Genomic DNA, 24,818 nt, shown 5'->3' with positions numbered 1-24,818 from the left:
AGCCTAGAGTCCAGCGAAACTTCTGGGAGCATGGAGATGAGCGCGTTGCATTGGATGGGTTTGTTAGCGCTGGCGGTGATCGCCGGAGCCGTGGTGCCGTTTCAAAGTGCAATCAACGCTAATCTTGGGCGCGGCCTCGGCCATCCATTGTGGGCCACCTTGGCGTCGTTGCTGGTGAGTATCATCGTGCTGCTGCCAGTGATTATCGCTTTGCGTCTGCCCTTGCCGAGCCTGACATTTATCACCAAGGCACCGTTGTGGATGTGGGCCGGTGGCGCCTTCGGCGTCTGTTTTATTTCACTGGCGTTGATGCTGCTGCCCAAACTCGGCGCGTCAGGGTTTATTGCGTTGGCGATGGCCGGGCAGATTCTCGCCTCGTTGCTGCTCGACCATTTCGGCCTGTTCGGCCTGGTGCAACGCCAACTGACAACGCCGCGGGTGTTGGGCGCGTTGCTGCTGATCGGCGGCGTGGCATTGATCCAGTTCAGTGGCGCTCAGCCGCCAGGCGATTGATCTGGGCCTGCTCTACCACCGGCTGCGGCGCGCCCAGGCTCGCAGCCTGTAACATTGCCCGGCCGACAGTCTCGGTGCTCACCACCCAAGCCGGTTTTACCCGCCGCACAAACGAAAGCACCGGCCCCAGCACGCTATAGAAAGCTTGATACAAGGGCGTCTTTGAGCGCACGCCGTGCAACGGCTGAATGATCCCCGGACGGAACAGGTACACCGCCTTGAACGGCAGGCGCAGCAAGGCGTTTTCCGTCTTGCCCTTGACCCGCGCCCACATTGATTGGCCCGTCTCGGAACTGTCCGTGCCAGCGCCGGACACGTAGATAAAGGTCATCTGCGGATTAAGCCGCGCCAGGGTACTGGCAGCCACCAGGGTCAGGTCATAGGTGAGGTGGGTGTACCGGGCTTCGTTCATGCCTGCCGACGAGACACCGAGGCAAAAGAAACACGCATCAAAACCTTGCAGCAGGTTCTCCAGGGGCTGGAAGTCGAGCATGTCGCTGTGCAGCACCTGATGCAGTTTGCCGTGTTGCTGGGTCAGGGGCGTGCGGCCGACGGCGACCACTTCCTGCACATCTGCCGCCAGCAGGCACTCGCGCAGCACGCCCTGGCCGACCATGCCGGTGGCGCCGAATAACAGAACTCTCATTAGGGAACCTCAGCGGCACGCCGCAAGCTTGCTCAAGTAGAACGCGTTGAGCGTGTAGCTTAACGCCTGCCGCCTGAGGCTGCCCTATCAAAACGCGCTACGAAATATCTCCTCAATCTGACGCTGATCCGCCCGTCGTGGATTGGTCAGCCCGCACGCGTCCTTCAGCGCGTTCGCGGCCAGCACTGGGATGTCCTGCAACTTGGCACCCAGCTCACGCAGGCCGGCGGGGATTTCCACGTCCTGGGACAGTCGGCGGATTGCCGCAATCGCGGCCTGGGCGCCCTCCTCCACGGTGATGCCCTTGATGTCCGCGCCGAGGGCGCGGGCCACGTCGCTCAGGCGCTTGGCACTGACGCTGGCATTGAAGCTTTGTACGTGGGGCAGGAGCACGGCGTTGCAGACGCCATGGGGCAAGTCGTACAGACCACCCAGTTGGTGAGCCATGGCATGCACAAATCCCAGGGACGCGTTGTTGAATGCCATGCCAGCGAGGAACTGCGCATAAGCCATGTTTTCCCGTGCGGCCATGTCGTTGCCGTCGCGCACCGCCAGGCGCAGGTTGGCACTGATCAGCTCGATGGCCTTGATCGCACAGGCGTCGGTGATCGGTGTGGCGGCGGTGGACACGTAGGCTTCGATGGCGTGGGTCAGCGCATCCATCCCCGTGGCGGCGGTGAGGCCCTTGGGCATACCGACCATCAGCGCCGGGTCGTTGACCGATAGCAGCGGCGTGACGTTGCGATCGACGATGGCCATTTTCACGTGACGGGTTTCGTCGGTGATGATGCAAAACCGCGTCATCTCGCTGGCAGTGCCGGCGGTGGTGTTGATGGCGACCAGCGGCAGTTGCGGCTTGCTCGACTGATCGACGCCTTCATAGTCGCCGATGCGTCCGCCGTTGGTGGCGCACAAGGCGATGCCCTTGGCGCAGTCATGGGGCGAGCCGCCGCCCAGGGACACCACGAAATCGCAGGCCGTCTGTTGCAACAGCGCCAGCCCCTTCTCGACGTTTTCCACCGTGGGGTTGGGCTTGGCGCCGTCGTAGATCACCGAGTCGATATCCTGCATCGCCAGCTTCTCGGCGATCATGCTGGCCACACCGGCTTTGGCCAGGCCGGCGTCGGTAACGATCAAGGCTTTACGAAAGCCGTAGGCGCGAATAGCGGTCATGGCTTCGTCGAGGCAGTCGCTGCCCATGATGTTGACGGCGGGGATGAAAAATGTGCTGCTCATGGTCGATCCTCAGAGGCTTTATGCCGACAGAATCCACCGGTACTGCATAGCGCATCTTGATCAGGATCAACGCCGGCTCGTGATAAAGTCACCCTCCAGCCGATTTCGAGTAGACCCGCCGCAATGAAGGATTTCCAGGATATTGACGCCCACCTTGAAGATTGGAGCGCCCTGCGCGACGCCATCGACTTCAACGGGATTCTGATCGGCAACGGCGCCAGCCGCACGATCTGGGAAGACTTTGCCTACGACTCGCTGTTTGAAAACGCCCGCACCGTTGAAGAAAAACCCCTAAGCCAATCCGAACTCAGCGTGTTCGATGCCCTGCAAACCCGCAGTTTCGAGCAAGCCCTGGGCGCCTTGAAAACCACCAGCCGGGTCAACAAGGCCCTGGCGGTCAGTTCGGCGGCACCGCGTAATCGCTATTACGCGATCAAGGAAGCGTTGATCAACACCATTCACACCGTACACATCCCCTGGCGACTGGTGCAGCCATCGACCCTGGCGACGATCAACAATGAGTTGGCACGCTACGCCACCGTCTTCACCAGCAATTACGATTTGCTCAACTACTGGGCAATCCTGCACACGCCCGGGATCGACGACCTGTTCCGCAGCGCCGATTCAAGCTTCGACCTGCGCAATACCCACACCGACACCACGCGCATTCTCTACCTGCACGGCGGCCTGCATCTGGTGCGCAACCTTGATGGCACAGCGCGAAAACTGCCGTCCACCGACAGCACCTTGCTCAGCAGTTTCGCGATCAACAACACGATCAAGACGCTGGACGATGTGCCGCTGTTCGTCAGTGAAGGCAAGGTGGAGGAAAAGCTCAAGAGCATTCGCAGTTCGGATTATCTGTCGTTCTGTTATGAGCAGTTGCTGAGCCATGAAGGCGCGTTGTGCATTTTCGGGCATGACTTGGGGCCGCAGGATAAACACCTGGCGGATGCGATTCGCCAGGCCGGTATCACCACCCTGGCGATCTCGGTTTCGGGGCGCACTGATGGCTTTATTCGTCAGCAGAAGCAGCGGTATTCGCAGCTGTTCGAAGGTACAGGAGCGCAACTGAAATTCTTCGCGGCGCGCACGCATCCGCTGGGTAACCCGGCGCTTTCGGTGCCGGTCGAACACTGAGCAAGCCCGCCCCCACATTTGATTGCATTTCAAATCGGGATCAGCGTCATTCCTCAGCGCTGTGCACCACCACCAGCAACTGCGCCTGCACCTCTCCCACCGAGCGAATCCGGTGGGGTTTCTGCGCATTGAAATGCAGCGCATCGCCGCGCTCCAACAGCACCCGCTCGCTCATGAAATCCACTTCCACCTGGCCTTCATGCACGAACAGAAACTCTTCCCCCAAATGCTCCTTGAAGGTCTTGTCGGTGAACTCCGCCGGCGGGTAGATGATGAACGGCAACAGGCTGCGCTCGCTCACCTGATGGGCAAGTACCGCATAACCCGGTGACGTGTCGGGCCGTTCATGGCTGCGCACCAGGCTGTAGCTGTCGAGGCTGACGTTGCCTTCGCTGAACAGCTCTTCGACTTTCACGTTCAGCGCCTTGGCCAGTTTCAGCGCAGCAGCAATGGACGGCGTGTTGAGCCCACGCTCCACTTTCGACAGGTAACTCTTGGTCATCCCGGACTTTTCGGCCAGGGCCTCCAGGGTTACGCCAAGTTTTTTTCTAAGTAATTTCAAACGGATAGACATTTGCTGCGGTTAATCCATGCAGAAAGCGATGAGCCGTGCTTGCCAATGACACAAAGTGTCATATAGCATCTTTAGTGTCATTTGCAGTCACCCAACGACCTTGCGAGCAGCGGGCGAGCAGCAAATCCGACGTCCATTGAACTACCCAAAGGACACCGATATGGCCAAGACATTAGCACTCCCGAAAGACCAACTGGTCAAGCAAGCCCTGAGCCAGATGCAAAACAGCCTGGCAGATAATACGTGGACCGAGCGCCAAAAGCTGGCGCTGACCTGCCGAATTCTGTTCGAACACGGCCACGACTCTGGCCTGGCCGGGCAAATTACCGCACGCGGGCCTGCGCCTGGCACCTACTACACTCAGCAACTGGGCCTGGGTTTTGACGAAATCACCGCCAGCAACCTGCTGCTGGTCAACGAAGACCTGGAAGTGCTCGAAGGTCATGGCATCCCCAACCCGGCCAACCGTTTTCACACCTGGGTGTACCGCGGGCGCCCGGATGTAAACTGCATCATCCATACACACCCCACGCACATTGCCGCGCTGTCGATGCTGGAAGTGCCGTTGCAGGTGTCGCATATGGACCTCTGCCCGCTGTATGAAGATTGCGCGTTCCTGGAGGCCTGGCCCGGCGTGCCGGTGGGCAATGAAGAGGGGGAGATCATCACCACGGCGCTGGGTGACAAGCGCGCCATCCTGCTCTCGCACCACGGCCAGTTGTCCACCGGGGCCAGCATCGAAGAAGCCTGTGTCATCGCGCAGTTGATCGAGCGGGCGGCCAAGTTGCAGTTGCTGGCGATGTCTGCGGGCACCGTCAAGCCGATCCTGCCAGAGCTGGGGCGCGAGGCCCACGACTGGATTTCCAAGCCCAAGCGCCATGGCGCTGCGTTCAATTACTACGCGCGGCAGAATCTGCGTAAACATGCCGATTGCCTGAACTGATCGCCCCCTTTTTTCGACCGGAGTTTTCCCATGTCCAATCCAACTATTCACGGCATCATCGGCTACACCATCACCCCGTTCAGTGCTGATGGCCAGCGTGTTGACTTCGACGCACTCGGGCGTTCTATCGACCGCTTGATCGACAGCGGCATCCACGCTATCGCGCCGCTGGGCAGCACCGGCGAAGGCGCTTACCTGAGCGATGCCGAGTGGGACGAAGTCAGTGCCTACAGCATCGAGAAAGTCGCCAAACGCGTGCCGACCATTGTCAGCGTGTCCGACCTGACCACCGCCAAGGCCGTGCGCCGAGCGCGCTATGCCGAGGCGCACGGTGCCGATGTGGTCATGGTGCTGCCCGCCTCATACTGGAAACTCAGCGAAGCGCAAATCCTCGCCCACTACGCCGCAATCGGCGACAGCATCGGCGTGCCGATCATGCTCTACAACAACCCGGCCACCAGCGGTACCGACATGTCGGTGGAGTTGATCCTGCGCATCCTCAAGCAGGTCGACAACGTGACCATGGTCAAGGAGAGCACGGGCGACATCCAGCGCATGCACCAGTTAAAACTGGAGAGTGACGTGCCGTTCTACAACGGCTGCAACCCGCTGGCCCTGGAAGCCTTCGCGGCCGGTGCCAAAGGCTGGTGCACCGCGGCGCCGAACTTGATCCCCCAACTCAATCTGGACCTGTATCAGGCAGTGCTGGCCAATGACTTGAATAAAGCGCGAGAGCTGTTCTACCGGCAGTTGCCGTTGCTGCAATTCATCCTCAAGGGCGGGTTGCCGACGACGATCAAGGCCGGGTTGCGCTTGACTGGGCTGGAGGTGGGGGATCCAAGGTTGCCGGTGTTCCCGCTGGGTGAGGCGGGGATCGAGCAACTCAAAACACTTCTGAAATAAACTCAGGGCCTGTGTGGGAGGGGGCTTGCTCCCTCCCACAGTTGAATTGAGTACAGCCTTTTAATAGAGACAAATAGCAATAATTCTCGATATCATTCACGACTTTTCCACGCCGTGCTTCGTCAAGAAGGATATCCATGTCTCATCCCAAGCCCGACCCGTCGTCGGCCGATGCCTGTCGCGGGTTTTATGCAGATATTCTGTATTTCCTGCGTAAACGCACGGACAACGCCAGCGACGCGGCGGACATGACTCAGGATGTCTTTACCCAGTGGCTGGGCTACCGCGATCGAGCCAAGGTCGAGCAGCCCCGGGCGTTTCTGTTTCAGATGGCGCGCAATCTGTTGCGCGATCACTGGCGCAAACAGAAGGTACGGCACACCGCCCATTCCGATCACGCCGAAATGGATACCGAGCCGGTCACCGACGAACAGCACGACCCCATGGCCGCCGCCCTTCGCCTGCAACGCCTGGAACAGTTGAAAGAAGTCCTCGCCGAACTCTCGCCCCGCCGGCGAGAAGCCCTTATGCTGCACCGCTTCGAAGGCTTGAGCCAGGCACAGATCGCCGAACGCATGGGCATTTCGACCAGCATGGTAGAAAAGCATATTGCCTTGGCCCTGCTGCATTGCAAGCGACGCCTTCAATCCGACCCCGGCACGGAGCAGCCAGAATGAACCGCCCGAGCGACATCGACGCCCTGGACAGCCAAACGAGCGACTCCATCGACGCCCAGGCCGCCAGTTGGTTTGCGCGCAACCGCAACGCTGCCAGCCGTGCCGACCGCAAAGCCTTTGCCGCCTGGCAGGCGGTGCCAGCCCATGCGCGTGCCTATGCCGAATTCGAACAGCTGTGGGCCGACCTGGCCCAGTTGCAACAACTGAACAAACCGCTGCCGCTGGCAAAACGCAAACGCCCCCTCTGGCGCCCTGCCCTTGCGGTGGCCGCTGCCGTGCTGTGCGCCGTGCTGGCGACCCACATCGGCGCGCCCCGCGAGCTGTATCACACCCAGGTCGCCGCTCATGCCAAAGGTATGCGTACCTTGAACCTGCCCGATGGCAGCACTTTGTACGTGAATGCCAACACCCGCATCCGCGTGGACTTCAGCGCCCATCAACGTGTCGTGCATCTGGACAAAGGCCAGCTGTATATCGAAGTGGCGGCCGACAAGGAGCGGCCACTCTACGTGCAAGCCGGCGAGTCGATCATACGGGTGGTGGGCACTGGTTTTGACGTGCGCCGCGGCCAACAGCAACTGGTGGTGAGCGTTGCCCATGGCCAGGTGGCGTTCGAGCCGGACAGCAAAAGCCCCACCACCCTGCTCGGCGCCCGGCAACGTGCCGCTTACAGCTACGCCAAAGGCACCCTGCAACAACAAACCCTCAGCGCTGAAGAAGTGGCCGATTGGCGCAGCGGGCATTTATCGTTTCGCAATCGCGAACTGGCCAGCCTGATCGACGAGCTGAGCCTGTACCGTCCCCAGGCGCCGTTGCAGGTCAGCAAGGCCGTGGCGCAACTCAAGGTGTCGGGGAACCTGGATGTGAATGACCCCGATGCCCTGCTCAACGCCTTGCCCGCCCTGTTGCCGGTAAAAACCGTGGTCTTGGCCGATGGCAGTGTGAAAATCGAGCCGAGCAAATAGCCTGCATACCGCCCACATGAGAATATATTGCATTCGCATGTGTGGTTTTTTTGGCCTGCCCCGTCTTCCTCCTGTCCGTGTTTGATACGCACACCTTTTTGGCTATTTAGCCGCTCCGGGGGATTTCATGTTTCGCGCGCCTTGCCACGCTTCGCACCTGTTTCTTCGACCCACGCTCATGGCCACGTGCCTGGCCTTCAGCCTCAATGCCCAGGCCGAGTCGTTCACCCTGCACCTGCCGGCCCAGTCACTGGCCACGTCCCTGAGCCAGGTGGCACAGCAGGCGAAAATCCAGCTGCTGTTCGATGAAAACCTGCTCAAAAACCTGAAAGCGCCGGCGCTTGACGGTGACTACACCGCAGAAGTAGCGATTCGCTCCCTGCTGAAAAACGGCGAGTTCACCCTGATCAAGGTCGGCAGCACCTACGTAGTGCGCCCCGATGAGGGCAAGGCCACCAGCAGCGCCGCGATCCAGCTGGACACGCTGAGCGTGATCGGCACCGGCAACGAAGTGAACGCCGGCACCGTCAACCGCTCCACCCTGACCCAGGCCGATATCGACCGCTACCAGTCCAATAACATTCCGAGCCTGTTGCAGACCCTGCCCGGCGTCAGCCAGGGCGGTTCGCTCAAACCTGGCGGGCAGACCATCAACATTCGTGGTTTCGGCGATGCCGAAGACGTGCCGTTGACCGTGGACGGCGCCACCAAGACCGGCTTTGAGCGCTACCAGCAAGGCACGGTGTTTATCGAACCCGAGCTGATCAAGCGCATCGAAGTGGAGAAAGGCCCCAACTCGCCGTTCACCGGCAATGGCGGCTTCGGCGGCACCGTCAACATGATCACCAAGGACGCCCCGGACCTGCTCCAGGACGGTCGCAACAGCGGCGCGATGCTCAAATACGGCTACTCCAGCAATGACCATGAACAGGTCTACAGCGGTGCCGTGTATGGCCGCACCGACGATGGCCGTTTCGACGCCCTGGCCTATCTGACCCAACGCGACGGCGGCGATATGAAGGTGGCCGCCAAGTTGCCCAACGACAACAACGAGTACCCGATCAACCCCCAGCGCTTGCCCAACAGCGCGCAGGATGTGGACGGCAAGTTGTTCAAGGTCAACGCGTACTTCACCGATGAGCAGAGTGTCGGCCTGTCGTACTCGCGTTCTCACAGCAACCGCTGGACGCCGTTTTCCGCCGCGAGCTACCCAACGCCGCCCACCCAGTTCAACATCGACCGCTACGGCTACGAAGGGGCATTGAAGCGTTTCCTCGCGCACCGCGATACGGTCGATACCACCTGGTCGGGCAAGTATCACTACCAGCCGCTGGATAACCCGCTGGTGGACCTCACTGTCAAATACTCCCAGTCCAATACCGAACAGACCGACGAGCGTGACGCCACCGCGTTTTTCCAACTGGCTACCGGCGGGCGCAAGATGGACACCGCCTACACCGACAAAAACCTCGACATCCGCAACGTCAGCTTGTTCGACACCGGGCCCTTGCAGCACGCGGTGACCGTCGGCGGGCAGATCCGCAAGCACATCCGCGAAACCGAAATGTGGATGCCCGGCACCACCTACAACACGCCGCGCTACAACTATGGGCACTTCCAGCCGGGCTTCATGCCCCACGGCAAGGTCGATACCAACAGCTTCTTTATCCAGGACGCGGTAACCCTCGGCGACGTGACCATCACCCCGTCGCTGCGCTATGACCATGTGCGCAACCGTGGCGAAGGCAACGATGCGCCCTACTACAACAACCCCGACCCCGCGGTTGGCCACGATTACAGCGACCGCACCTACACCGGCTGGTCGCCACGCCTGGCGCTGTTCTGGACCGTGACGCCGAATGTGGGGTTGTTCGCCAACTGGAGCCAGACCTGGCGCGCCCCGGTGATCGACGAACAATATGAAGTACAGGGTCTGGGCAGCCGCACCGCGACCAGCGTGGACCTGGACCCGGAGCGCATCACCTCGATCACCCTGGGCAACATCACCAACTTCGACAACCTGTTGGCCCAGGACGATAACCTGCAACTGCGCACTACCCTGTTCCACAACAAGGTCGAAGACGAAATCTTCAAGGCCACCGGCGTGGGCTGCCAGAACCAGGCCATCAACGGCGGCAGCATCTCCTCAGCGTGCCCACCGGGGCCGATGTCCAACTATCGCAATATCGGTGGCATGACCATCAAGGGCGTCGAACTCGAATCGATCTATAACTCCACCTACCTGTTTGGTTCGGTATCGTTTGCCTATGCCAAGGGCCAGCATCAGGGCGCCTATACCAACCCCTGGGGCCCGGATGTGGCGGCACGGGATATCCCACCGACCAAATGGGTGCTGGTACTGGGCACCAACATCCCGGCCTGGGATGCCCAGGTGGGCTGGATGGGTCAATTCATCGGCGCTACCGACCGCTTGCCCAGCGACAAATACTCCGGTGGCCCGGGCTCCGGCGTGGGCGACCGGTTCTTCGACCAGTACGGCAACAAGCGTTACAACACCCAGGGCCTGTTCGCCAAATGGAAACCGCAGCAGGCTTACCTCAAAGGCACCGAGGTGAACTTCACCGTGGACAACCTGTTCAACGAAAACTTCCGCCCGGCGTTGAGCGGCGACCGCGCCTACACCAAGGGGCGCGATGCGAAGATCAGCGTGACGCGATTCTTCTGACCACACACGCATTCCAAATGTGGGAGCAGGCTTGCCTGCGATAGCCGTGGTACAGCCACCATCGTCATCGCAGGCAAGCCAGCGCCCACAGGGAACGCTCACTTCAGGCCAGGTAGCCATCCCCGCGCAACAGGGTTTCCAGGCAGTGCTCAGTGATGTGGTAGAACGCCTTGAGCTCCTGGATTTTCACCAGCAACTGCGCGTTGTCCAAAGGCTGCGCACGCTTGACCGCAAGAATCATCTTGTTCTTGTTGGTGTGCTCCAACGAGATGAACTCGAACACCTTGGTCTCATAGCCACAGGCTTCCAGGAACAACGCACGCAAGCTGTCGGTGACCATTTCTGCCTGCTGGCCCAGGTGCAGGCCGTATTGCAGCATCGGCTTGAGCAGCGCCGGGCTCTGGATCTGCAGGCGGATCTGCTTGTGGCAGCATGGCGAGCACATGATGATCGACGCGCCGGAGCGGATGCCGGTATGGATCGCGTAATCGGTGGCGATGTCGCAGGCATGCAGGGCGATCATCACGTCCAGCTCGCTCGGCGCCACACTGCGTACGTCCCCGCACTTGAACACCAGCCCCGGGTGCTCCAGCCGCGCGGCAGCACTGTTGCACAGGGTGACCATGTCTTGGCGCAATTCAACACCGGTAACCTCGCCCTCGGCCTTGAGGGTGTTGCGCAGGTAATCGTGAATGGCGAAGGTCAGGTAGCCCTTGCCAGAGCCGAAATCGGCAACGCGCACCGGTTGGTCGAGTTTCAACGGCGACGACGTCAGCGCATGGCTGAACACTTCGATGAACTTGTTGATCTGCTTCCACTTGCGCGACATCGAGGGAATCAACGCCTGCCTGGCATCGGTCACCCCCAGATCGGCGAGAAACGGCCGGCTCAGGTCGAGGTAGCGGTTCTTCTCACGGTTATGCTCGGCTGACGGTGCTTCGCGCAGTTGTTGCGGCTGGCTTTTGAACAGCGAGCTTTTGTTCTTCTTGCTGTATTCCAGCTGGGCTTCGTCAGTCAGCGACAGCAAGTGCGCGTTCTTGAATGACGCAGGCAACAGCTCGGCAATCGCCGCCACGCCGTCAGCCAAGGGGAAATTCTTGGTGATGTCGCGGGTCTTGTAGCGGTACACGAAGGACAGGCACGGCTGGTCTTTGACGGTGACCGGCTTGATGATCAGCCGTTGCAGCTCGGCTTCCTCACCGACGTACTTGGCCAGCACCAGCTTGATAAAGGCGTTTTGCGCAAGGCTTGCGCTCAGCAATTGGATGAACTGGGCGTGATGATCCGGCGCAGGGTTGGCGGGTTGAGCGGTGACGGACATGAACAAAAACGCCTCGGGCAAAGAATGCCGGGCATTTTAGGGGGGATAGGGGTTCAGGGCACGGGGTTATTTGACCAATGGTCAGTTCCAGCAGCCACAGTAGATCCAAATGTGGGAGGGGACCTGCCCCCTCCCACATTTGGAACTGAGTTGGCCGGGTTATTCGAGTACCACCAGGCGATTGGGCAGCTCATTGCGCGTTTGCGTCACCGGCACATGCACCTTGAGCAACTCGCCGCACGCCTCGATGCACGCAATGAACCCGGCCAGCGTCTGCCCCTGTTTCACCTGCTGGGTGAACGTCTTGACGATGGCGTCCCAACTGCTGTCATCCAGGCGTTTGGAAATGCCGTCATCGACGAGGATCTCCACGTAGCGTTCCGCCTCGCTGACAAATATCAGCACGCCAGTGCTGCCCAGCGTGTGGTGCAGGTTCTGCTCCAGAAACTGCCGACGCGCCAGGTTCGAGGCGCGCCAGTGGCGTACGGAGCGGGGAATCAGGCGGGTGGTGACCTTGGGCAAGCGAAACACCAGGCACAACACAATAAACGTCGCCCATTGCGCCAACAGCAAGGTGTACATGGTCAGGTAGCCCGACAAATAATGCACCACGCCCGGTACCACCAACGCGATCAGGCTGGCCCACAGCAACGGGATGTAGGCGTAGTCGTCGGCACGCGCCGCCAGCACGGTCACCAGTTCTGCGTCGGTGTTTTTTTCGACCCGGGCAATTGCTTCGGCGACTTGGCGCTGCTCATGTTCAGTCAGTAATGCCATGGTTGTAGATGCTCTTTTCTCGTTATTGTCATTACCAGCCGCCCGAAGCCCCGCCACCGCCGAAGCCACCACCGCCGCCACGGAAACCACCGCCACCGCCGCCCCCACCACCGCCGCGGCCGCTGCTGCTGAGAATGGCCAGCAGGATAGCGCCTACCGGCAAGCCCATGCGATTGCACAGCCACAACACGCCGATCAGCAGGATAAACAGGCCGATGGAAAACCCGGGGTTATCCTTGGCGAAATTCGCATCCGCCACATGGGCGGGCACCGCCAGGGGTTCACCGCCCACCACCTGGATCATCGCCGCCACGCCGTCGCTGATGCCCTGGCTGAAATTGCCGGTCTTGAACTTGGGCAGGATCACCTGGTTGATGATCACCCAGGACTGCGCATCCGTCAGCACACCTTCCAGGCCGTAACCGACTTCGATGCGCAATTGGCGCTCATCACGGGCAACGATCAACAGCGCGCCGTTGTCCTTGCCCTTCTGGCCGATGCCCCATGCGCGCCCCAATTGATAACCGTAGTCTTCAATCTGGACGCCCTGCAGGTCGGGCACGGTGACCACCACAAGCTGGTCACCGGAGGTCTGCTCCAGCGCCTGCAGCTGTTGAGTGAGCTGCTGGCGCGTTGCCGGGTCGATCATCTGGGCGTTGTCCACCACCCGCCCGGTCAATGCCGGGAAGGTCAGGGCCGCCTGGGCCATGCCCATGCAAGCCAGTAGCCAGAACGCCAGGCCTATCCGTAATAAACGCATCGACACCTCAAGGCAGCGTTATTTGAATTTCACCTGCGGCGCCTTGTCGGCATCGGCGCTGGTGGCTTCAAACGTGGCGCGGATCGGCAAGTCGCTGTACATCACGCTATGCCACAGACGGCCCGGGAAAGTACGGATTTCGGTGTTGTACGCCTGCACGGTCTGGATGAAATCACGACGGGCCACGGCGATACGGTTCTCGGTGCCTTCAAGCTGGGATTGCAAGGCCAGGAAATTCTGGTTGGCCTTGAGGTCCGGGTAACGCTCGGACACCACCATCAAACGGCTGAGTGCGCCGCTCAAGCCATCCTGAGCTTGCTGGAACTGCTTGAGTTTTTCCGGGTTGTCGAGGGTGCTGGCGTCCACCTGGATCGAGGTGGCCTTGGCCCGCGCTTCGATCACGGCGGTGAGGGTCTCCTGTTCGTGGGCGGCATAGGCCTTCACCGTTTCCACCAGGTTGGGGATCAGGTCGGCACGGCGTTGATACTGGTTCTGCACCTGGCCCCAGGCCGCCTTGGCCTGTTCGTCCAGGGTCGGGATGTTGTTGATGCCGCAACCGCTCAGCACGGTGCTGATCAATAGCAAAGCCGCGACCTTGAAGCCCCAACGGTAAGTCTGTGCTGCTTGCATGGTGTTTCTCCTGCCCAATCTTGATGGAATTTGACGACTAACCCTATAAACCACGCGCTTGGGGCATAATCCGCCACCACTGGAATGCATCGAGCCAATCAGCTACAAAGATGCCCAGCGCGAAAAAGAGTTCAGAGTGTGCTGCATTTATCTGAACAACACCCGAACAACAATAGACGCTCCCCACATTTTGGCCGACCAGCGTAACCGCTGTGCAGTGAGCCGAAAAAGGATATTCATGAAGAAGCTGTGTTTGCTCGGCCTTGTTGCCACGCTGGCCACCCACCCCGTCTGGGCAGAAACAAAGCCTGCTGCGCTTAAAGACAAGGACGCCTTCGTCAGCGACCTGCTCAAGCAAATGACCCTGGACGAAAAGATCGGCCAATTGCGCTTGATCAGCATCGGCCCGGAAATGCCCCGCGAGATGATCCGCAAGGAAATCGCCGCCGGCCGCATCGGTGGCACCTTCAACTCCATCACCCGCCCGGAAAACCGTCCGATGCAGGACGCAGCCATGCGCAGTCGCTTGAAGATCCCGATGTTCTTCGCCTATGACGTGATCCACGGCCACCGCACCATTTTCCCGATCAGCCTGGCCCTGGCCTCCAGCTGGGACATGGACGCCATCGGCCGCTCCGGGCGTATCGCCGCCGAGGAAGCCGCTGCCGACAGCCTCGACATCACCTTCGCGCCGATGGTCGATATCTCGCGCGACCCGCGCTGGGGCCGTACCTCCGAAGGTTTCGGCGAAGACACCTACCTGGTCTCGCGGATTGCCGAAGTCATGGTCAAGGCGTTCCAGGGCGCAAGCCCGGCGAATGCCGACAGCCTGATGGCCAGCGTCAAGCACTTCGCCCTGTATGGCGCGGTGGAAGGCGGGCGCGACTACAACGTGGTCGACATGAGCCCGGTCAAGATGTACCAGGACTACCTGCCGCCCTACCACGCGGCGATCAAGGCCGGTTCCGGCGGCGTGATGGTCGCGTTGAACTCGATCAACGGCGTGCCCGCCACCGCCAACACCTGGCTGATGAACGACCTGCTGCGCAAGGACTGGGGCTTCAAGGGCCTGACCGTCAGCGACCACGGCGCGATCTTCGAGCTGATCAAGCACGGCGTGGCCAAGGACGGGCGCGAAGCCGCCAAGCTGGCGATCAAGGCCGGCATCGACATGAGCATGAACGACTCGCTGTACGGCAAGGAATTGCCCGGGCTGCTCAAGTCCGGCGAGATCGAACAGAGCGACATCGACAATGCCGTGCGCGAAGTGCTCGGCGCCAAGTACGACATGGGCCTGTTCAAGGACCCGTACCTGCGCATCGGCAAGGCCGAGGATGACCCGGTCGACACCTACGCCGACAGCCGCCTGCACCGCGCCGAGGCCCGCGACATTGCGCGCCGCAGCCTGGTGTTGCTGAAGAACCACAACGACACCCTGCCGCTGAAAAAATCCGCGACCATCGCTCTGGTCGGCCCGCTGGCCAAGGCGCCGATCGACATGATGGGCAGTTGGGCGGCTGCCGGCCGACCTGCGCAATCAGTGACCCTGCTCGACGGCATGAACGCCGTGATCGGCGAAAAGGGCAAAGTGATCTATGCCCGCGGTGCCAACATCACCGGCGACAAGGCGGTGCTCGACTACCTCAACTTCCTCAACTTCGATGCTCCGGAAGTGGTGGATGACCCACGGCCCGCCCAGGTATTGATCGACGAAGCAGTGAAAGCGGCGAAAAACGCCGACGTCATCGTCGCGGCCGTGGGCGAATCCCGTGGCATGTCCCACGAGTCGTCGAGCCGCACCGACCTGAACATCCCGCAAAGCCAGCGCGACCTGATCAAGGCCCTCAAGGCGACCGGCAAGCCGTTGGTGCTGGTGCTGATGAACGGCCGCCCGCTGTCGATTCTCGAAGAGAACCAACAGGCTGACGCGATCCTGGAAACTTGGTTCGCAGGTACCGAAGGCGGCAACGCCATCGCCGACGTGCTGTTAGGGGATTACAACCCGTCGGGCAAGCTGCCGATCACCTTCCCGCGTTCGGTGGGGCAGATCCCGACCTACTACAACCACCTGACCATTGGCCGGCCGTTCACCCCAGGCAAGCCGGGCAACTACACCTCGCAGTACTTCGATGACACCACAGGTCCCCTGTTCCCCTTTGGCTATGGCCTGAGCTACACCACGTTCAGCCTGGCGGACATGGCGTTGTCGTCCACCACCCTGAACAAGACCGGCAAGCTCGACGCCAGCGTCACCGTGAAGAACACCGGCAAGGTCGACGGCGAAACCGTGGTGCAGTTGTATATCCAGGATGTGGCCGGCTCGATGATCCGCCCGATCAAGGAGCTGAAGAACTTCCAGAAGGTCATGCTCAAGGCCGGCGAAGCGCGCACGCTGCACTTCACCATCACCGAGGACGACTTGAAGTTCTACAACGCCCAGCTCAAGTTCGCGGCGGAACCAGGGGAGTTCAATGTGCAGATCGGACTGGATTCACAGGATGTGCAGCAGCAGACCTTTGAGCTGCTTTGATCTAAAGCTGTAAACACGGTCAGTGTGGGCGCTGGCTTTTGTGGGAGCTGGCTTGCCTGCGATACAGGCACCTCGGTTTGTCAGGTGTACCGAGGTGATGCTATCGCAGGCAAGCCAGCTCCCACATTTGATTGAGTGATGCGACTAGCCGCGCCGATCCAGCAGGTTCACCACCAACCGATCAATCCACCCCCACACTCGCTGCTTCACCCGCTTCCACAACGGCCGCGCCTTCCATGCCTCCAGGCTCACCACCTGGCTTTGGGCAAAATCCGCTTCGAAACTGCCCACCACCGCCGCCGTCAATCCCGGGTCCAGGGCTTCGAGGTTGGCTTCCAGGTTGAAGCGCAGATTCCAGTGATCGAAATTGCATGAACCAATGCTCACCCAATCATCCACCAGCACCATCTTCAGGTGCAAAAAGCACGGCTGGTATTCAAAGATCTGCACACCTGCACGCAGCAGACGCGGGTAATAACGATGGCCGGCGTAGCGTACTGACGGGTGATCGGTACGGGGCCCGGTGAGCAGCAAACGCACATCCACCCCGCGCCCTGCCGCCCGGCGCAAGGCACGACGCACACTCCAGGTCGGTAGAAAATAGGGAGTCGCCAGCCAGATACGCCCTTTGCTGCTGTTCAAGGCGCGAATCAACGACTGCAGGATATCGCGGTGCTGACGAGCGTCGGCGTACGCCACGCGACCAAGCCCGGGGCCCGTCGCTGGCACTTTCGGCAAGCGCGGCAAACCGAAATGGGTCGCCGGTTTCCATTCACGGCGCGCGGCGTTAGCGTGCCATTGCCGGTCGAACAGGGCCTGCCAGTCCAGTACCAGCGGGCCGCTGATCTGCACCATCACTTCATGCCAATCGGCGCTGTCTTGCCCCGGCGTCCAGAACTCATCGGTGACGCCCGTACCACCGACCACGGCAACGCGCTGGTCGATCAGCAGCAGCTTGCGGTGGTCGCGATACAGGTTGCGCATCCAGCGCCGCCAATTCAGGCGATTGTAAAAGCGCAGCTCCACGCCGGCGTCGGTCAAGCGCTTGCGCAGCCCAAGGGTAAACGCCAGGCTGCCGTAGTCATCGAACAAGCAGCGCACCTGCACCCCACGCTCGGCGGCCAGCACCAGCGCCTGCACCATCGCGTCGGCACAGGCGCCGGCTTCGACCAGATACAGCTCAAGATCCACCTGCTGCTCGGCCCGGGCGATGCCCACCAGCATCTGCGGGAAGAAACTCGGCCCGTCGATCAGCAGTTCGAATTGATTGGCGCTGCGCCACGGGAACACTGCGCCACTCATGTCAGCGCGCCGTGAAGATCAGTACCGCACCCACCGGCACCGACAAACTGATCGACTTGAGCCCCGCCGCCTTGCGCAAGGCCGCCACACCCGGCGCCAGATCGAAGTCCTCGGCGTGCAACACCACAGGCTCCAGGGTCACCACCTGGAAACGTCGCTCATCCAGGCGCGTGGCAAGCAATTCGGCACTGTAGGTCTGGGTCTTGCCGTGCAGGGTGACGCTCAGCGGCAGGCGCAACTCCAGCTGCGCGCCGGACGCCAGGTCGTTGATCGGTTGCAGATTGATCTGTGCGCTGATCAACGCGTCGGGAAAGGCCTTGATCTGGAACAGCTCTTTACGCATGCGCTCATCGCGCAGCGGGATGCCGCTGTTGATCGACTCCATCTCCACTTGCAACTGCGCCGCGCCCTTGGCATCGACTTTGCCGTGCAGCACCAGGAAGCGGTGGACTTCAGCAATCTCGGTGTTTTTGGTGGTGACGAAAGACAGGCGCGAGGATTCGTTATCCAGGTACCAATCGGCGTGGGCAGGCACGGCGGCACAAGTCAGCAGCGCGAAGACCAGAGGTTTGACATTGAACATAAAGACTCATGGGGCAAAAAACCTGGGCGAACATTAAGCGCAATCTCACGAACGGCGCAAATCCAATGTGGGAGCTGGCTTGCCTGCGATGGCGGTGTGCCAGGCGAGAAATGGTTGACTGATACATCGCCATCGCAGGCAAGCCAGCTCCCACAGGGTTTTGCGGTGTTTTTAATCCAGCGTTCGCTGAACTTCGCACACCGCCTGTTCGAGGCTGGCCATATGCAGGTTCAATACCCGCTCCACCGGCGCCTGATGCATGGGCCAATGCAACGCCATGCTCCCCACCAACCGACCATTGGCGCGCACCGGCAACGCCACCGCCCGAATCAGGAACGGCAAACGCACCGGGTATTCCCAATAGCCCTCGGTACGCTGGCCGAACCCCTGGTGCTGGGTTTGCTCGCAAGCATGGCTTTGCTCATCGGCGGCCACACGATCGCGACACGCCAGCCGTTGCACTTCATCAAGGGGCAACTGCGTCAGGCATGCCTTGCCCATCGCCGAGTGAAACAGGCTGGCGTACTGACCGACGATCTGGCAGTTGTTCGGGTAAAGCTTGCGCAACACGCCGGGAATCGCGCTTTCCATGACTTCCAGGCGCTCGCCGTCGAAACACGACAAGTCCACCACCAACCCCGTGCGCTCGCTGAGCTCCAATAACCAGGGCGCCGCGCTTTCCACCACCTGGCGCTTGAAGCGTTGCTGGGTATCGCCGAACAAACGCCGAGCGCGCAGGCGGTAACGCCGATCGCTCAGGCCGCGGTAGACCCAGCCCTGATCCTGCAAGGTCAGTAACATGCGCGACACCGTGGCCTTGGGCAGCCGCGTAAGGTAGTGCAGTTCTTCCAGCCCCAGGGCCTGGTGCTCGCCCAGCAATTCGACGATTGCCAGTGCGCGCTCAACCGAGCGTACCGTGCCTGTCTCCATGTTCGATCTCCCTGTTGCCGGTGGATGATCTGTTTTGCACAGCAAGATACAGGCCCGGTCGCGGGTCAGCCGGTCGGTGCAAGACACGCCGGCGGCCGGCGTTGCACCCATTGAGTCAGCTGTTCATGGGCAAATGCCAATTGCAGTACGGCTCGGTCGGCCTGGGCCGGGCCGATGATTTGCAGGCCCATGGGCAGCCCTTGGGGGTTGAAGCCCACCGGGATGCTCATGCTCGGCAAACCGGCGAGTGTCGGGCCGATCACCACCTCCATCCAGCGGTGATAGGTGTCCATTTCGCGCCCGCCAACGAGGCGTGGCCAAGGCTGTTGTGCATCGAAAGGGAACACTTGGGCGGTGGGCAACAGCAGAAAATCGTAACGTTCAAACAACTTGGCCAGGGCCCGATACCACTCGCTGCGATCCACCGACGCCTGGTACACCTGCTGGGCACTCAGGCCCTGGCCGCCCTCCACTTCCCATTGCGCTTCAGGCTTGAGCAATGCGCGTTTTTGCGGGTTGGCGTAGGCCGCGCCGAGATTGCCGTGCACCAGCCAATGGCGGTGTACCAGCCAGCAACGCCACAGGCGCGCCAGGGAAAAGTCCGGCTGGCAGCTTTGCACCTCGCAGCCCAGCGTGGCGAAATCATCGAGTGCCGCCTCGCACAGGCTCAGCACGCCTTCTTGCATCGGCAGATAACCGTTGTAGTCACCCAGCCAACCCAGGCGCGTGCCTTTGAAGTCGCGCTGTAACGGCTGGCCCAGCATCGCGGGATCGTCCTGGGACGACAAGGGCACACGGGGGTCGTAACCGGCCTGGATGCTCAGTAGCCGCGCTACATCCGTGACGCTGCGCCCCATCGGGCCTTCGGTACCCAGTTGCTGCACGAACAGCTCCGGCATCGGCCCGTGGGGCACGCGGCCCTGGGACGGGCGCAAGCCGAACACGTTATTGAACGCCGCCGGGTTGCGCAGCGAGCCCATCATGTCGCTGCCATCGGCCACCGGCAACATCCGCAACGCCAGGGCCACCGCTGCCCCGCCGCTGCTGCCGCCGGCCGTCAGGCGTGGGTCATAGGCATTGCCGGTGGTGCCAAACAGTGTGTTGTAGGTGTGGGACCCCAGGCCGAACTCCGGCACGTTGGTCTTGCCGATGATGATCGCGCCACTGGCACGCACCCGCGCCACGCTGATGGCGTCTTCGTTCGGTACATGCTCGGCAAACAATGGTGAGCCCAACGTGGTGCGCAAACCTTGGGTTGCCGCCAGATCCTTGATGGCCTGGGGCATGCCATGCATCCAGCCGCGGGATTGGCCCTGGTCCAGCTCACGGTCGCAGGCCCTTGCCTCGGCCAGCACAACCTCGCTGTCGCGCAACGACACCAACGCATTCACACGAGGGTTGAAACGCTGGATCTGCGCCAGGTACGCCTGCATCACCTCTTCGCACGACACCTGCCGCCCATGGATCGCCTGCGACAGTTGCGTGGCATCCCAATCGACAATACTCAAGGCTTCACCTCTCTGGAAAACGGCAGCGGTTTGCTCGCTCGCGGAGCCTCGCGCATGCAGTAAGTACCGAGCAGCGTCAGCACGCACGCGAACAATACATAGAACGACGGTGCCACGGGCGTGCCCAGTACTTTACTCAACCAGGTCACGATCAACGGCGCAAACCCGCCGAACACCATCACCGCCACGTTATAGGCCACCGACACGCCGGTCGAGCGCACCTCGATGGGAAACTGTTCGGCCAGCGCCGTCGGCGCCGGGCCGAAGAACCCGCCAATGGCCGTGCACAGCATCACCTGCATCACCAGCAAGCGCTCAATGGACGGCGCGGCAGCCACCCATACATACAACGGGTAGACCATCACGAAGAACGCCAGGGTGAAGGCCATCAACACCGGTCGCCGCCCCAAGCGATCCGAGAGCAGGCCGGACAACGGAATCACCACGGTCATCAGCGCCACCGCAAACATCTGCACCATCAACACCTGGTCCAACGGCAGGCCGAGATTCTTGTGGGCGAAGGTCGGCATGTTCACCAACACCACATAGAACGACACCGTCGCGCCGCAGGCCAGGCCCATGGACACCAGGATGCTGCGGCGATGATCACGCAATACATTCATCAGGCTCGGTGCCGGGCCGGTGGCGTTTCTGCGCGCCTGGATAAACTCTTCCGGGTCTTCCATATGCCGACGAATCCACAACCCCACCGGGCCGATCAGCAAGCCCAGCACAAACGGCAGGCGCCAGCCCCACAGGTCGAGGGTTTCGGGGGAGAAGAAGTGCGTGACCAGCGCCACCATCGCCGCACCACCAAACACCGCCAGGCACTGCCCCACCAATTGCCAGGAGCCATACAAGCCCTTGCGATGGGCCGGTGCGCTCTCCACCAGAAAAGCCGTGGCGCTGGCATATTCACCGCCCGTGGCAAACCCCTGAAGCATCCGCGCCACCACAATCAGCAACGGCGCGCCCATACCGATGGCGGCGTAGTTGGGGGCGAAGGCGATCAGCGCGATGGACACGGTCATCAGCCGGATAATCAACTGCATCGCGGCTTTGCGGCCTTTGCGGTCGGCATAGATACCCAACAGGATGCCGCCCACCGGCCGTATGAAAAAGCCCACGCCAAAGGTGGCCAGGGCCATCAGCAGCGAAGCGTATTCATCCTCCGACGGGAAAAACTGCCGGGCGATAATGCTGGCGAGAAAGCCGTAGACGATAAAGTCGTACCACTCCAGCGCGTTGCCGATCACAGCCGCCACCACTTGGCGGGTGCGGGAGACGCCGGGTTTTGAAGTCTGCATGAGGAACACTCCATTCAACCGATAAGGGAAAGGGTCCAGCGGCAGAAAAAAGTGCGGTCGTCAGGCAGGCTTGAGCCAGCTCTCGGCCAACGCGCCCCAATAGGCGGCGCCGGTCAGCAGGATGTCGTCGTTGAAGTCATAGGCGGGGTTATGCACCATCGGCCGCGACACGCCGTTGCCGATAAACAGGTAACTGCCGGGGCAGCGTTGCAGCATCCAGGCGAAGTCTTCACTGCCCATCAGCGTGCGAGTGTTGCCGTCCACCGCATCGGCGCCGAGCAAGGCCACACCGACCTGGCGAGCGAATTCGGTTTCTTCGCCATGGTTGACCAGCACCGGGTAGGCCGGACGGTGCTCGATCTGCACGGTGCAGCCGAAGCTGGCGGCCTGGGTGTTGATGATCGCGTTGACCCGCTCCAGCATCTGTTCGCGCACCTTGGGGTTGAGTGCGCGCAGACTCAGGCGCAGCAAGGCTTGCTGGGGAATCACGTTAGCAGCCTGGCCGGCCTGCAAGGCGCCGACGGTGACCACGGCGGCTTCCTGGGTATCGATATTGCGCGCCACCACCGTCTGCAAGGCCATGACCATACTCGCTGCAGCCACCAGTGGATCGACCGTGAGGTGCGGCATGGAACCATGGCCGCCGACGCCTTCCAACGTCACCGTGAGCAAGTCTTGCGAGGCCATCATCGGCCCGACTCGCAAACCAAGATGCCCAGCCGGCAAGCCCGGCATATTGTGCATGCCGAACAGGCCGTCACACGGGAAGCGCTCCAGCAAACCATCCGCCAACATCGCCTCGGCACCGCCCTGGCCTTCTTCGGCGGGTTGGAAAATCAGATTCAGGGTGCCGTCGAATTGCCGGGTCGCCGCCAGGTAGCGGGCAGCGCCGAGCAGCATGGTGGTGTGGCCGTCATGCCCGCAGGCGTGCATGCAACCGGCATGCTGGCTGGTGTAAGCCGCACCGGTATTTTCGATGATGGGCAAGGCATCCATATCGGCACGAATACCCAGCGTGCGCGAACTGCTGCCATTGCGCAGCACCCCGACCACACCGGTCTTGCCGATGCCGGTATGCACCTCATACCCCCAATCCCGCAGGGACTGCGCGACCAGCGCTGAGGTGCGGTTCTCTTCAAAGCCGAGTTCGGGATGGGCGTGGATATCGTGGCGCACAGCGTGCAAGTCGCTGGCGACATCGCTGAGCCAATCCAGGATGTGCTGGTGTGGGCGCATGGTGATTCTCCTCACAGGCGGGTGGTCCCGTTCTTGTTGGCGACACATCGACAGCTAAGCGCGATGTGGGCGCGAGGACAATCAAAGGTGGTTCCACCCTGTGGAACCTCAAGGCCGGTTCTTTTTCCGAGAACCCACGCAGATAATCTAAATGTGGGAGCTGGCTTGCCTGCGATGACGGCGGCACAGGCACCAGTGATGTTGGCTGACCTGACGCTATCGCAGGCAAGCCAGCTCCCACAGGGGAATTTGGGTGTGTCAGGGGTTGAGGCGGCAGCCTTGACGGTCGCCCAACCACCGTGCCGTATGCGTACGCCCCAACCCACTCGCCGTCACTTCACTGCGCTCCGGCGTGTCGATCAACGCACTGGTCGGCACGTACTGCTTCACATACCCACGGCAATACTGCGCCGGGTTGTTCTCCACATACCGGCACGAGCAATACTCCTTGGCCGTGTACGCCGCGATGATGTCGGGGAAGGCTTGCAGGTTGACGCGCTCGTGCCACACCCAACCCAATAGGGCCAGCAACAGCAGCAGAAACAGACTGGTAAACGGCCGACGACGAATCATGACCGCACCGCCGCCAGCACGCGCTTGAGCAGTTCGTTGTGGCGGTAGCTGCCGTCGCGGTCATCGCCGTAGCGCACGATCACCAAGTGTTCGTCGGGCAGTACAAACAGTGCCTGGCCCCAGTGGCCCAGTGCAGCGAAGGTATCGGCCGGCGCATCGGGCCACGGTTGGGGCATGCCTTTGTTGAGCCACCATTGGCCGCCCGGTACCGCTTCATCCTGGCCGGCTTTGTAGTTGTCGAAAGGCCGCCGATTGAAAGCCACCCACTCTTTGGGCAGCAACTGTTGCTCACCCCAGCGCCCATCCCGTGCCATCAGCAGCCCGACCCGCGCCAGATCGCGAGCAGTGAGGTAGGCGTAGGACGAGGCAACAAAGGTTTCGTCGGCATCGGTTTCCCACGTCGCGTTGCGAATGCCCAATGGCTTGAACAGCGCATCCCACGGATAGCTCATGTACGCCTTGTGGCCGAGCATGCCTTTAAGCGCAGCGGACAGAATATTGCTGTCGCCACTGGAATAACGGAACGCCTGGCCGGGTTCGGCGGCGGTTTCGGTATCGGCGGCAAATTGCGCCATATCGCCACGCCCACGGGTATAGAGCATCGCCACAACAGAAGACTTCAATGGGGCGTATTCATAGTCTTCCTGCCAATCCAGCCCCGAAGCCCAATGGAGCAAGTCGGCCATGCTCACCTTGGGGTGTTGCTTCATCGGCGGGTAAAAACGTGCGGCCGGGTCGGTGAGTTTGAAGCGGCCTTCACCGTAGGCCACGCCGAGCACAGTGGCCATCAGGCTTTTGCTCACCGACCAGGTCAGGTGCGGCGTGCTGGCGGTGGTTGGCGCGGCGTAGCGTTCGTAGATAATTTCGCCGTCACGAATGACCAGCAGCGCGTCGGTGCGGATGCCTTCGCGCGTTTCATCATTGCGCGGTGCAAAAGCAAAATCTTCCAACGCTTTGATAGCCGGACCCGCCAATTGCGGACCATAGGCCCACTCTTTCGCCGGCCATTGTTCGGCGCAGGCATTAGTGGTTAAAACCAGCAAGGCAGCGCACAACAAACGTTTGACCATAAAGGATC

23 protein-coding genes are annotated in these 24,818 nt (G+C 61.2%); 8 read left to right on the top strand and 15 right to left on the bottom strand.

Features of this window, described 5'->3' with window-relative positions:
• Positions 1–36 precede the first annotated feature (36 nt).
• A complete protein-coding gene (locus tag PSEBG33_RS19435) occupies positions 37–513 on the top strand; it encodes a DMT family transporter (RefSeq protein WP_005785951.1) in 477 nt (158 codons plus the stop codon).
• Here the strand turns inward: PSEBG33_RS19435 and PSEBG33_RS19440 are convergent.
• Together PSEBG33_RS19440 and yiaY are read right to left on the bottom strand one after the other, a co-directional pair.
• Positions 485–1,159: an NAD(P)H-binding protein gene (locus tag PSEBG33_RS19440; protein ID WP_005785949.1), complete on the bottom strand. Its 675-nt coding sequence runs from the start codon at positions 1,157–1,159 to the stop codon at positions 485–487. The two genes, PSEBG33_RS19435 and PSEBG33_RS19440, sit on opposite strands and share 29 nt — an antisense overlap.
• Before the next feature lie 87 nt (positions 1,160–1,246).
• The gene (gene yiaY / locus PSEBG33_RS19445; RefSeq protein ID WP_005785947.1) at positions 1,247–2,395 is read right to left on the bottom strand and encodes an L-threonine dehydrogenase; all 1,149 of its coding nucleotides are present in this window, start codon (positions 2,393–2,395) and stop codon (positions 1,247–1,249) included.
• Between the two features lie 123 nt (positions 2,396–2,518).
• On the opposite strand from yiaY, the gene PSEBG33_RS19450 reads away from it, so the two are divergent.
• The gene (locus PSEBG33_RS19450) at positions 2,519–3,535 is read left to right on the top strand and encodes a DUF4917 family protein (RefSeq protein WP_005785946.1); all 1,017 of its coding nucleotides are present in this window, start codon (positions 2,519–2,521) and stop codon (positions 3,533–3,535) included.
• Positions 3,536–3,581: 46 nt separating this feature from the next.
• Here PSEBG33_RS19450 and PSEBG33_RS19455 read toward each other — a convergent pair whose 3' ends face one another.
• A complete protein-coding gene (locus PSEBG33_RS19455; protein WP_005785945.1) occupies positions 3,582–4,109 on the bottom strand; it encodes a helix-turn-helix domain-containing protein in 528 nt (175 codons plus the stop codon).
• Between the two features lie 160 nt (positions 4,110–4,269).
• Between PSEBG33_RS19455 and PSEBG33_RS19460 the strand changes: the two genes are divergently transcribed.
• The 5 genes from PSEBG33_RS19460 to PSEBG33_RS19480 all read left to right on the top strand — a co-directional run bounded on the left by PSEBG33_RS19460 (position 4,270) and on the right by PSEBG33_RS19480 (position 10,283).
• Complete coding sequence (locus tag PSEBG33_RS19460) at positions 4,270–5,052, top strand: aldolase (RefSeq protein ID WP_005785944.1); 783 nt, start codon at positions 4,270–4,272, stop codon at positions 5,050–5,052.
• 30 nt (positions 5,053–5,082) lie between these two features.
• Positions 5,083–5,955: a dihydrodipicolinate synthase family protein gene (locus PSEBG33_RS19465; RefSeq protein ID WP_005785942.1), complete on the top strand. Its 873-nt coding sequence runs from the start codon at positions 5,083–5,085 to the stop codon at positions 5,953–5,955.
• Positions 5,956–6,092: 137 nt separating this feature from the next.
• Positions 6,093–6,632, top strand: coding sequence for an RNA polymerase sigma factor (locus tag PSEBG33_RS19470; RefSeq protein ID WP_005785940.1), 540 nt, complete (start codon positions 6,093–6,095; stop codon positions 6,630–6,632).
• The gene (locus PSEBG33_RS19475; RefSeq protein WP_005785938.1) at positions 6,629–7,597 is read left to right on the top strand and encodes a FecR family protein; all 969 of its coding nucleotides are present in this window, start codon (positions 6,629–6,631) and stop codon (positions 7,595–7,597) included. Before PSEBG33_RS19470 ends, PSEBG33_RS19475 begins: the two co-directional genes overlap by 4 nt.
• Positions 7,598–7,724: 127 nt before the next feature.
• Positions 7,725–10,283, top strand: coding sequence for a TonB-dependent receptor (locus PSEBG33_RS19480; RefSeq protein ID WP_005785937.1), 2,559 nt, complete (start codon positions 7,725–7,727; stop codon positions 10,281–10,283).
• A 103-nt stretch (positions 10,284–10,386) separates the two neighbouring features.
• On the opposite strand, the gene PSEBG33_RS19485 is transcribed toward PSEBG33_RS19480, so the two are convergent.
• The 4 genes from PSEBG33_RS19485 to PSEBG33_RS19500 form a co-directional block, all read right to left on the bottom strand.
• Entirely contained in the window at positions 10,387–11,604 is a 1,218-nt protein-coding gene (locus tag PSEBG33_RS19485; protein WP_005785936.1) for a class I SAM-dependent methyltransferase, read from the bottom strand.
• A 159-nt stretch (positions 11,605–11,763) separates the two neighbouring features.
• Positions 11,764–12,381 (bottom strand): TPM domain-containing protein, encoded by a 618-nt coding sequence (locus PSEBG33_RS19490; protein WP_005785935.1) that lies wholly within the window; start codon positions 12,379–12,381, stop codon positions 11,764–11,766.
• Positions 12,382–12,412: 31 nt separating this feature from the next.
• Complete coding sequence (locus tag PSEBG33_RS29905; protein ID WP_005785934.1) at positions 12,413–13,141, bottom strand: TPM domain-containing protein; 729 nt, start codon at positions 13,139–13,141, stop codon at positions 12,413–12,415.
• A gap of 18 nt (positions 13,142–13,159) precedes the next feature.
• Positions 13,160–13,771: a LemA family protein gene (locus PSEBG33_RS19500; protein ID WP_005785932.1), complete on the bottom strand. Its 612-nt coding sequence runs from the start codon at positions 13,769–13,771 to the stop codon at positions 13,160–13,162.
• 238 nt (positions 13,772–14,009) lie between these two features.
• Here PSEBG33_RS19500 and bglX point away from each other — a divergent pair, with 238 nt between their 5' ends.
• Complete coding sequence (gene bglX / locus PSEBG33_RS19505) at positions 14,010–16,301, top strand: beta-glucosidase BglX (protein WP_005785931.1); 2,292 nt, start codon at positions 14,010–14,012, stop codon at positions 16,299–16,301.
• Positions 16,302–16,445: 144 nt separating this feature from the next.
• Here the strand turns inward: bglX and PSEBG33_RS19510 are convergent, their stop codons facing one another.
• The 8 genes from PSEBG33_RS19510 to PSEBG33_RS19545 form a co-directional block, all read right to left on the bottom strand.
• Positions 16,446–17,603, bottom strand: a complete 1,158-nt coding sequence (locus PSEBG33_RS19510; protein ID WP_005785930.1) for a phospholipase D-like domain-containing protein — start codon at positions 17,601–17,603, stop codon at positions 16,446–16,448.
• 1 nt (position 17,604) lies between these two features.
• On the bottom strand, positions 17,605–18,186 hold the full coding sequence (locus tag PSEBG33_RS19515) for a YceI family protein (protein ID WP_005785928.1): 582 nt from the start codon (positions 18,184–18,186) through the stop codon (positions 17,605–17,607).
• 171 nt (positions 18,187–18,357) lie between these two features.
• On the bottom strand, positions 18,358–19,116 hold the full coding sequence (locus PSEBG33_RS19520) for a helix-turn-helix domain-containing protein (protein ID WP_005785926.1): 759 nt from the start codon (positions 19,114–19,116) through the stop codon (positions 18,358–18,360).
• Positions 19,117–19,181: 65 nt separating this feature from the next.
• Positions 19,182–20,624, bottom strand: a complete 1,443-nt coding sequence (locus tag PSEBG33_RS19525) for an amidase (RefSeq protein ID WP_005785924.1) — start codon at positions 20,622–20,624, stop codon at positions 19,182–19,184.
• Complete coding sequence (locus PSEBG33_RS19530; RefSeq protein ID WP_005785922.1) at positions 20,621–21,931, bottom strand: citrate-proton symporter; 1,311 nt, start codon at positions 21,929–21,931, stop codon at positions 20,621–20,623. The genes PSEBG33_RS19525 and PSEBG33_RS19530 overlap by 4 nt, the downstream gene beginning before the upstream one ends.
• Before the next feature lie 60 nt (positions 21,932–21,991).
• A complete protein-coding gene (locus PSEBG33_RS19535; protein ID WP_005785919.1) occupies positions 21,992–23,167 on the bottom strand; it encodes a M20 aminoacylase family protein in 1,176 nt (391 codons plus the stop codon).
• A 258-nt stretch (positions 23,168–23,425) separates the two neighbouring features.
• On the bottom strand, positions 23,426–23,740 hold the full coding sequence (locus PSEBG33_RS19540) for a hypothetical protein (protein ID WP_005785917.1): 315 nt from the start codon (positions 23,738–23,740) through the stop codon (positions 23,426–23,428).
• Positions 23,737–24,810 (bottom strand): serine hydrolase domain-containing protein, encoded by a 1,074-nt coding sequence (locus PSEBG33_RS19545; protein ID WP_005785916.1) that lies wholly within the window; start codon positions 24,808–24,810, stop codon positions 23,737–23,739. The genes PSEBG33_RS19540 and PSEBG33_RS19545 overlap by 4 nt, the downstream gene beginning before the upstream one ends.
• Positions 24,811–24,818 lie beyond the last annotated feature (8 nt).

It is taken from the genome of Pseudomonas synxantha BG33R (genome assembly GCF_000263715.2).
Classification (GTDB): domain Bacteria; phylum Pseudomonadota; class Gammaproteobacteria; order Pseudomonadales; family Pseudomonadaceae; genus Aquipseudomonas; species Aquipseudomonas synxantha_A.
This window is presented reverse-complemented; position numbering and strand designations above follow the sequence as displayed.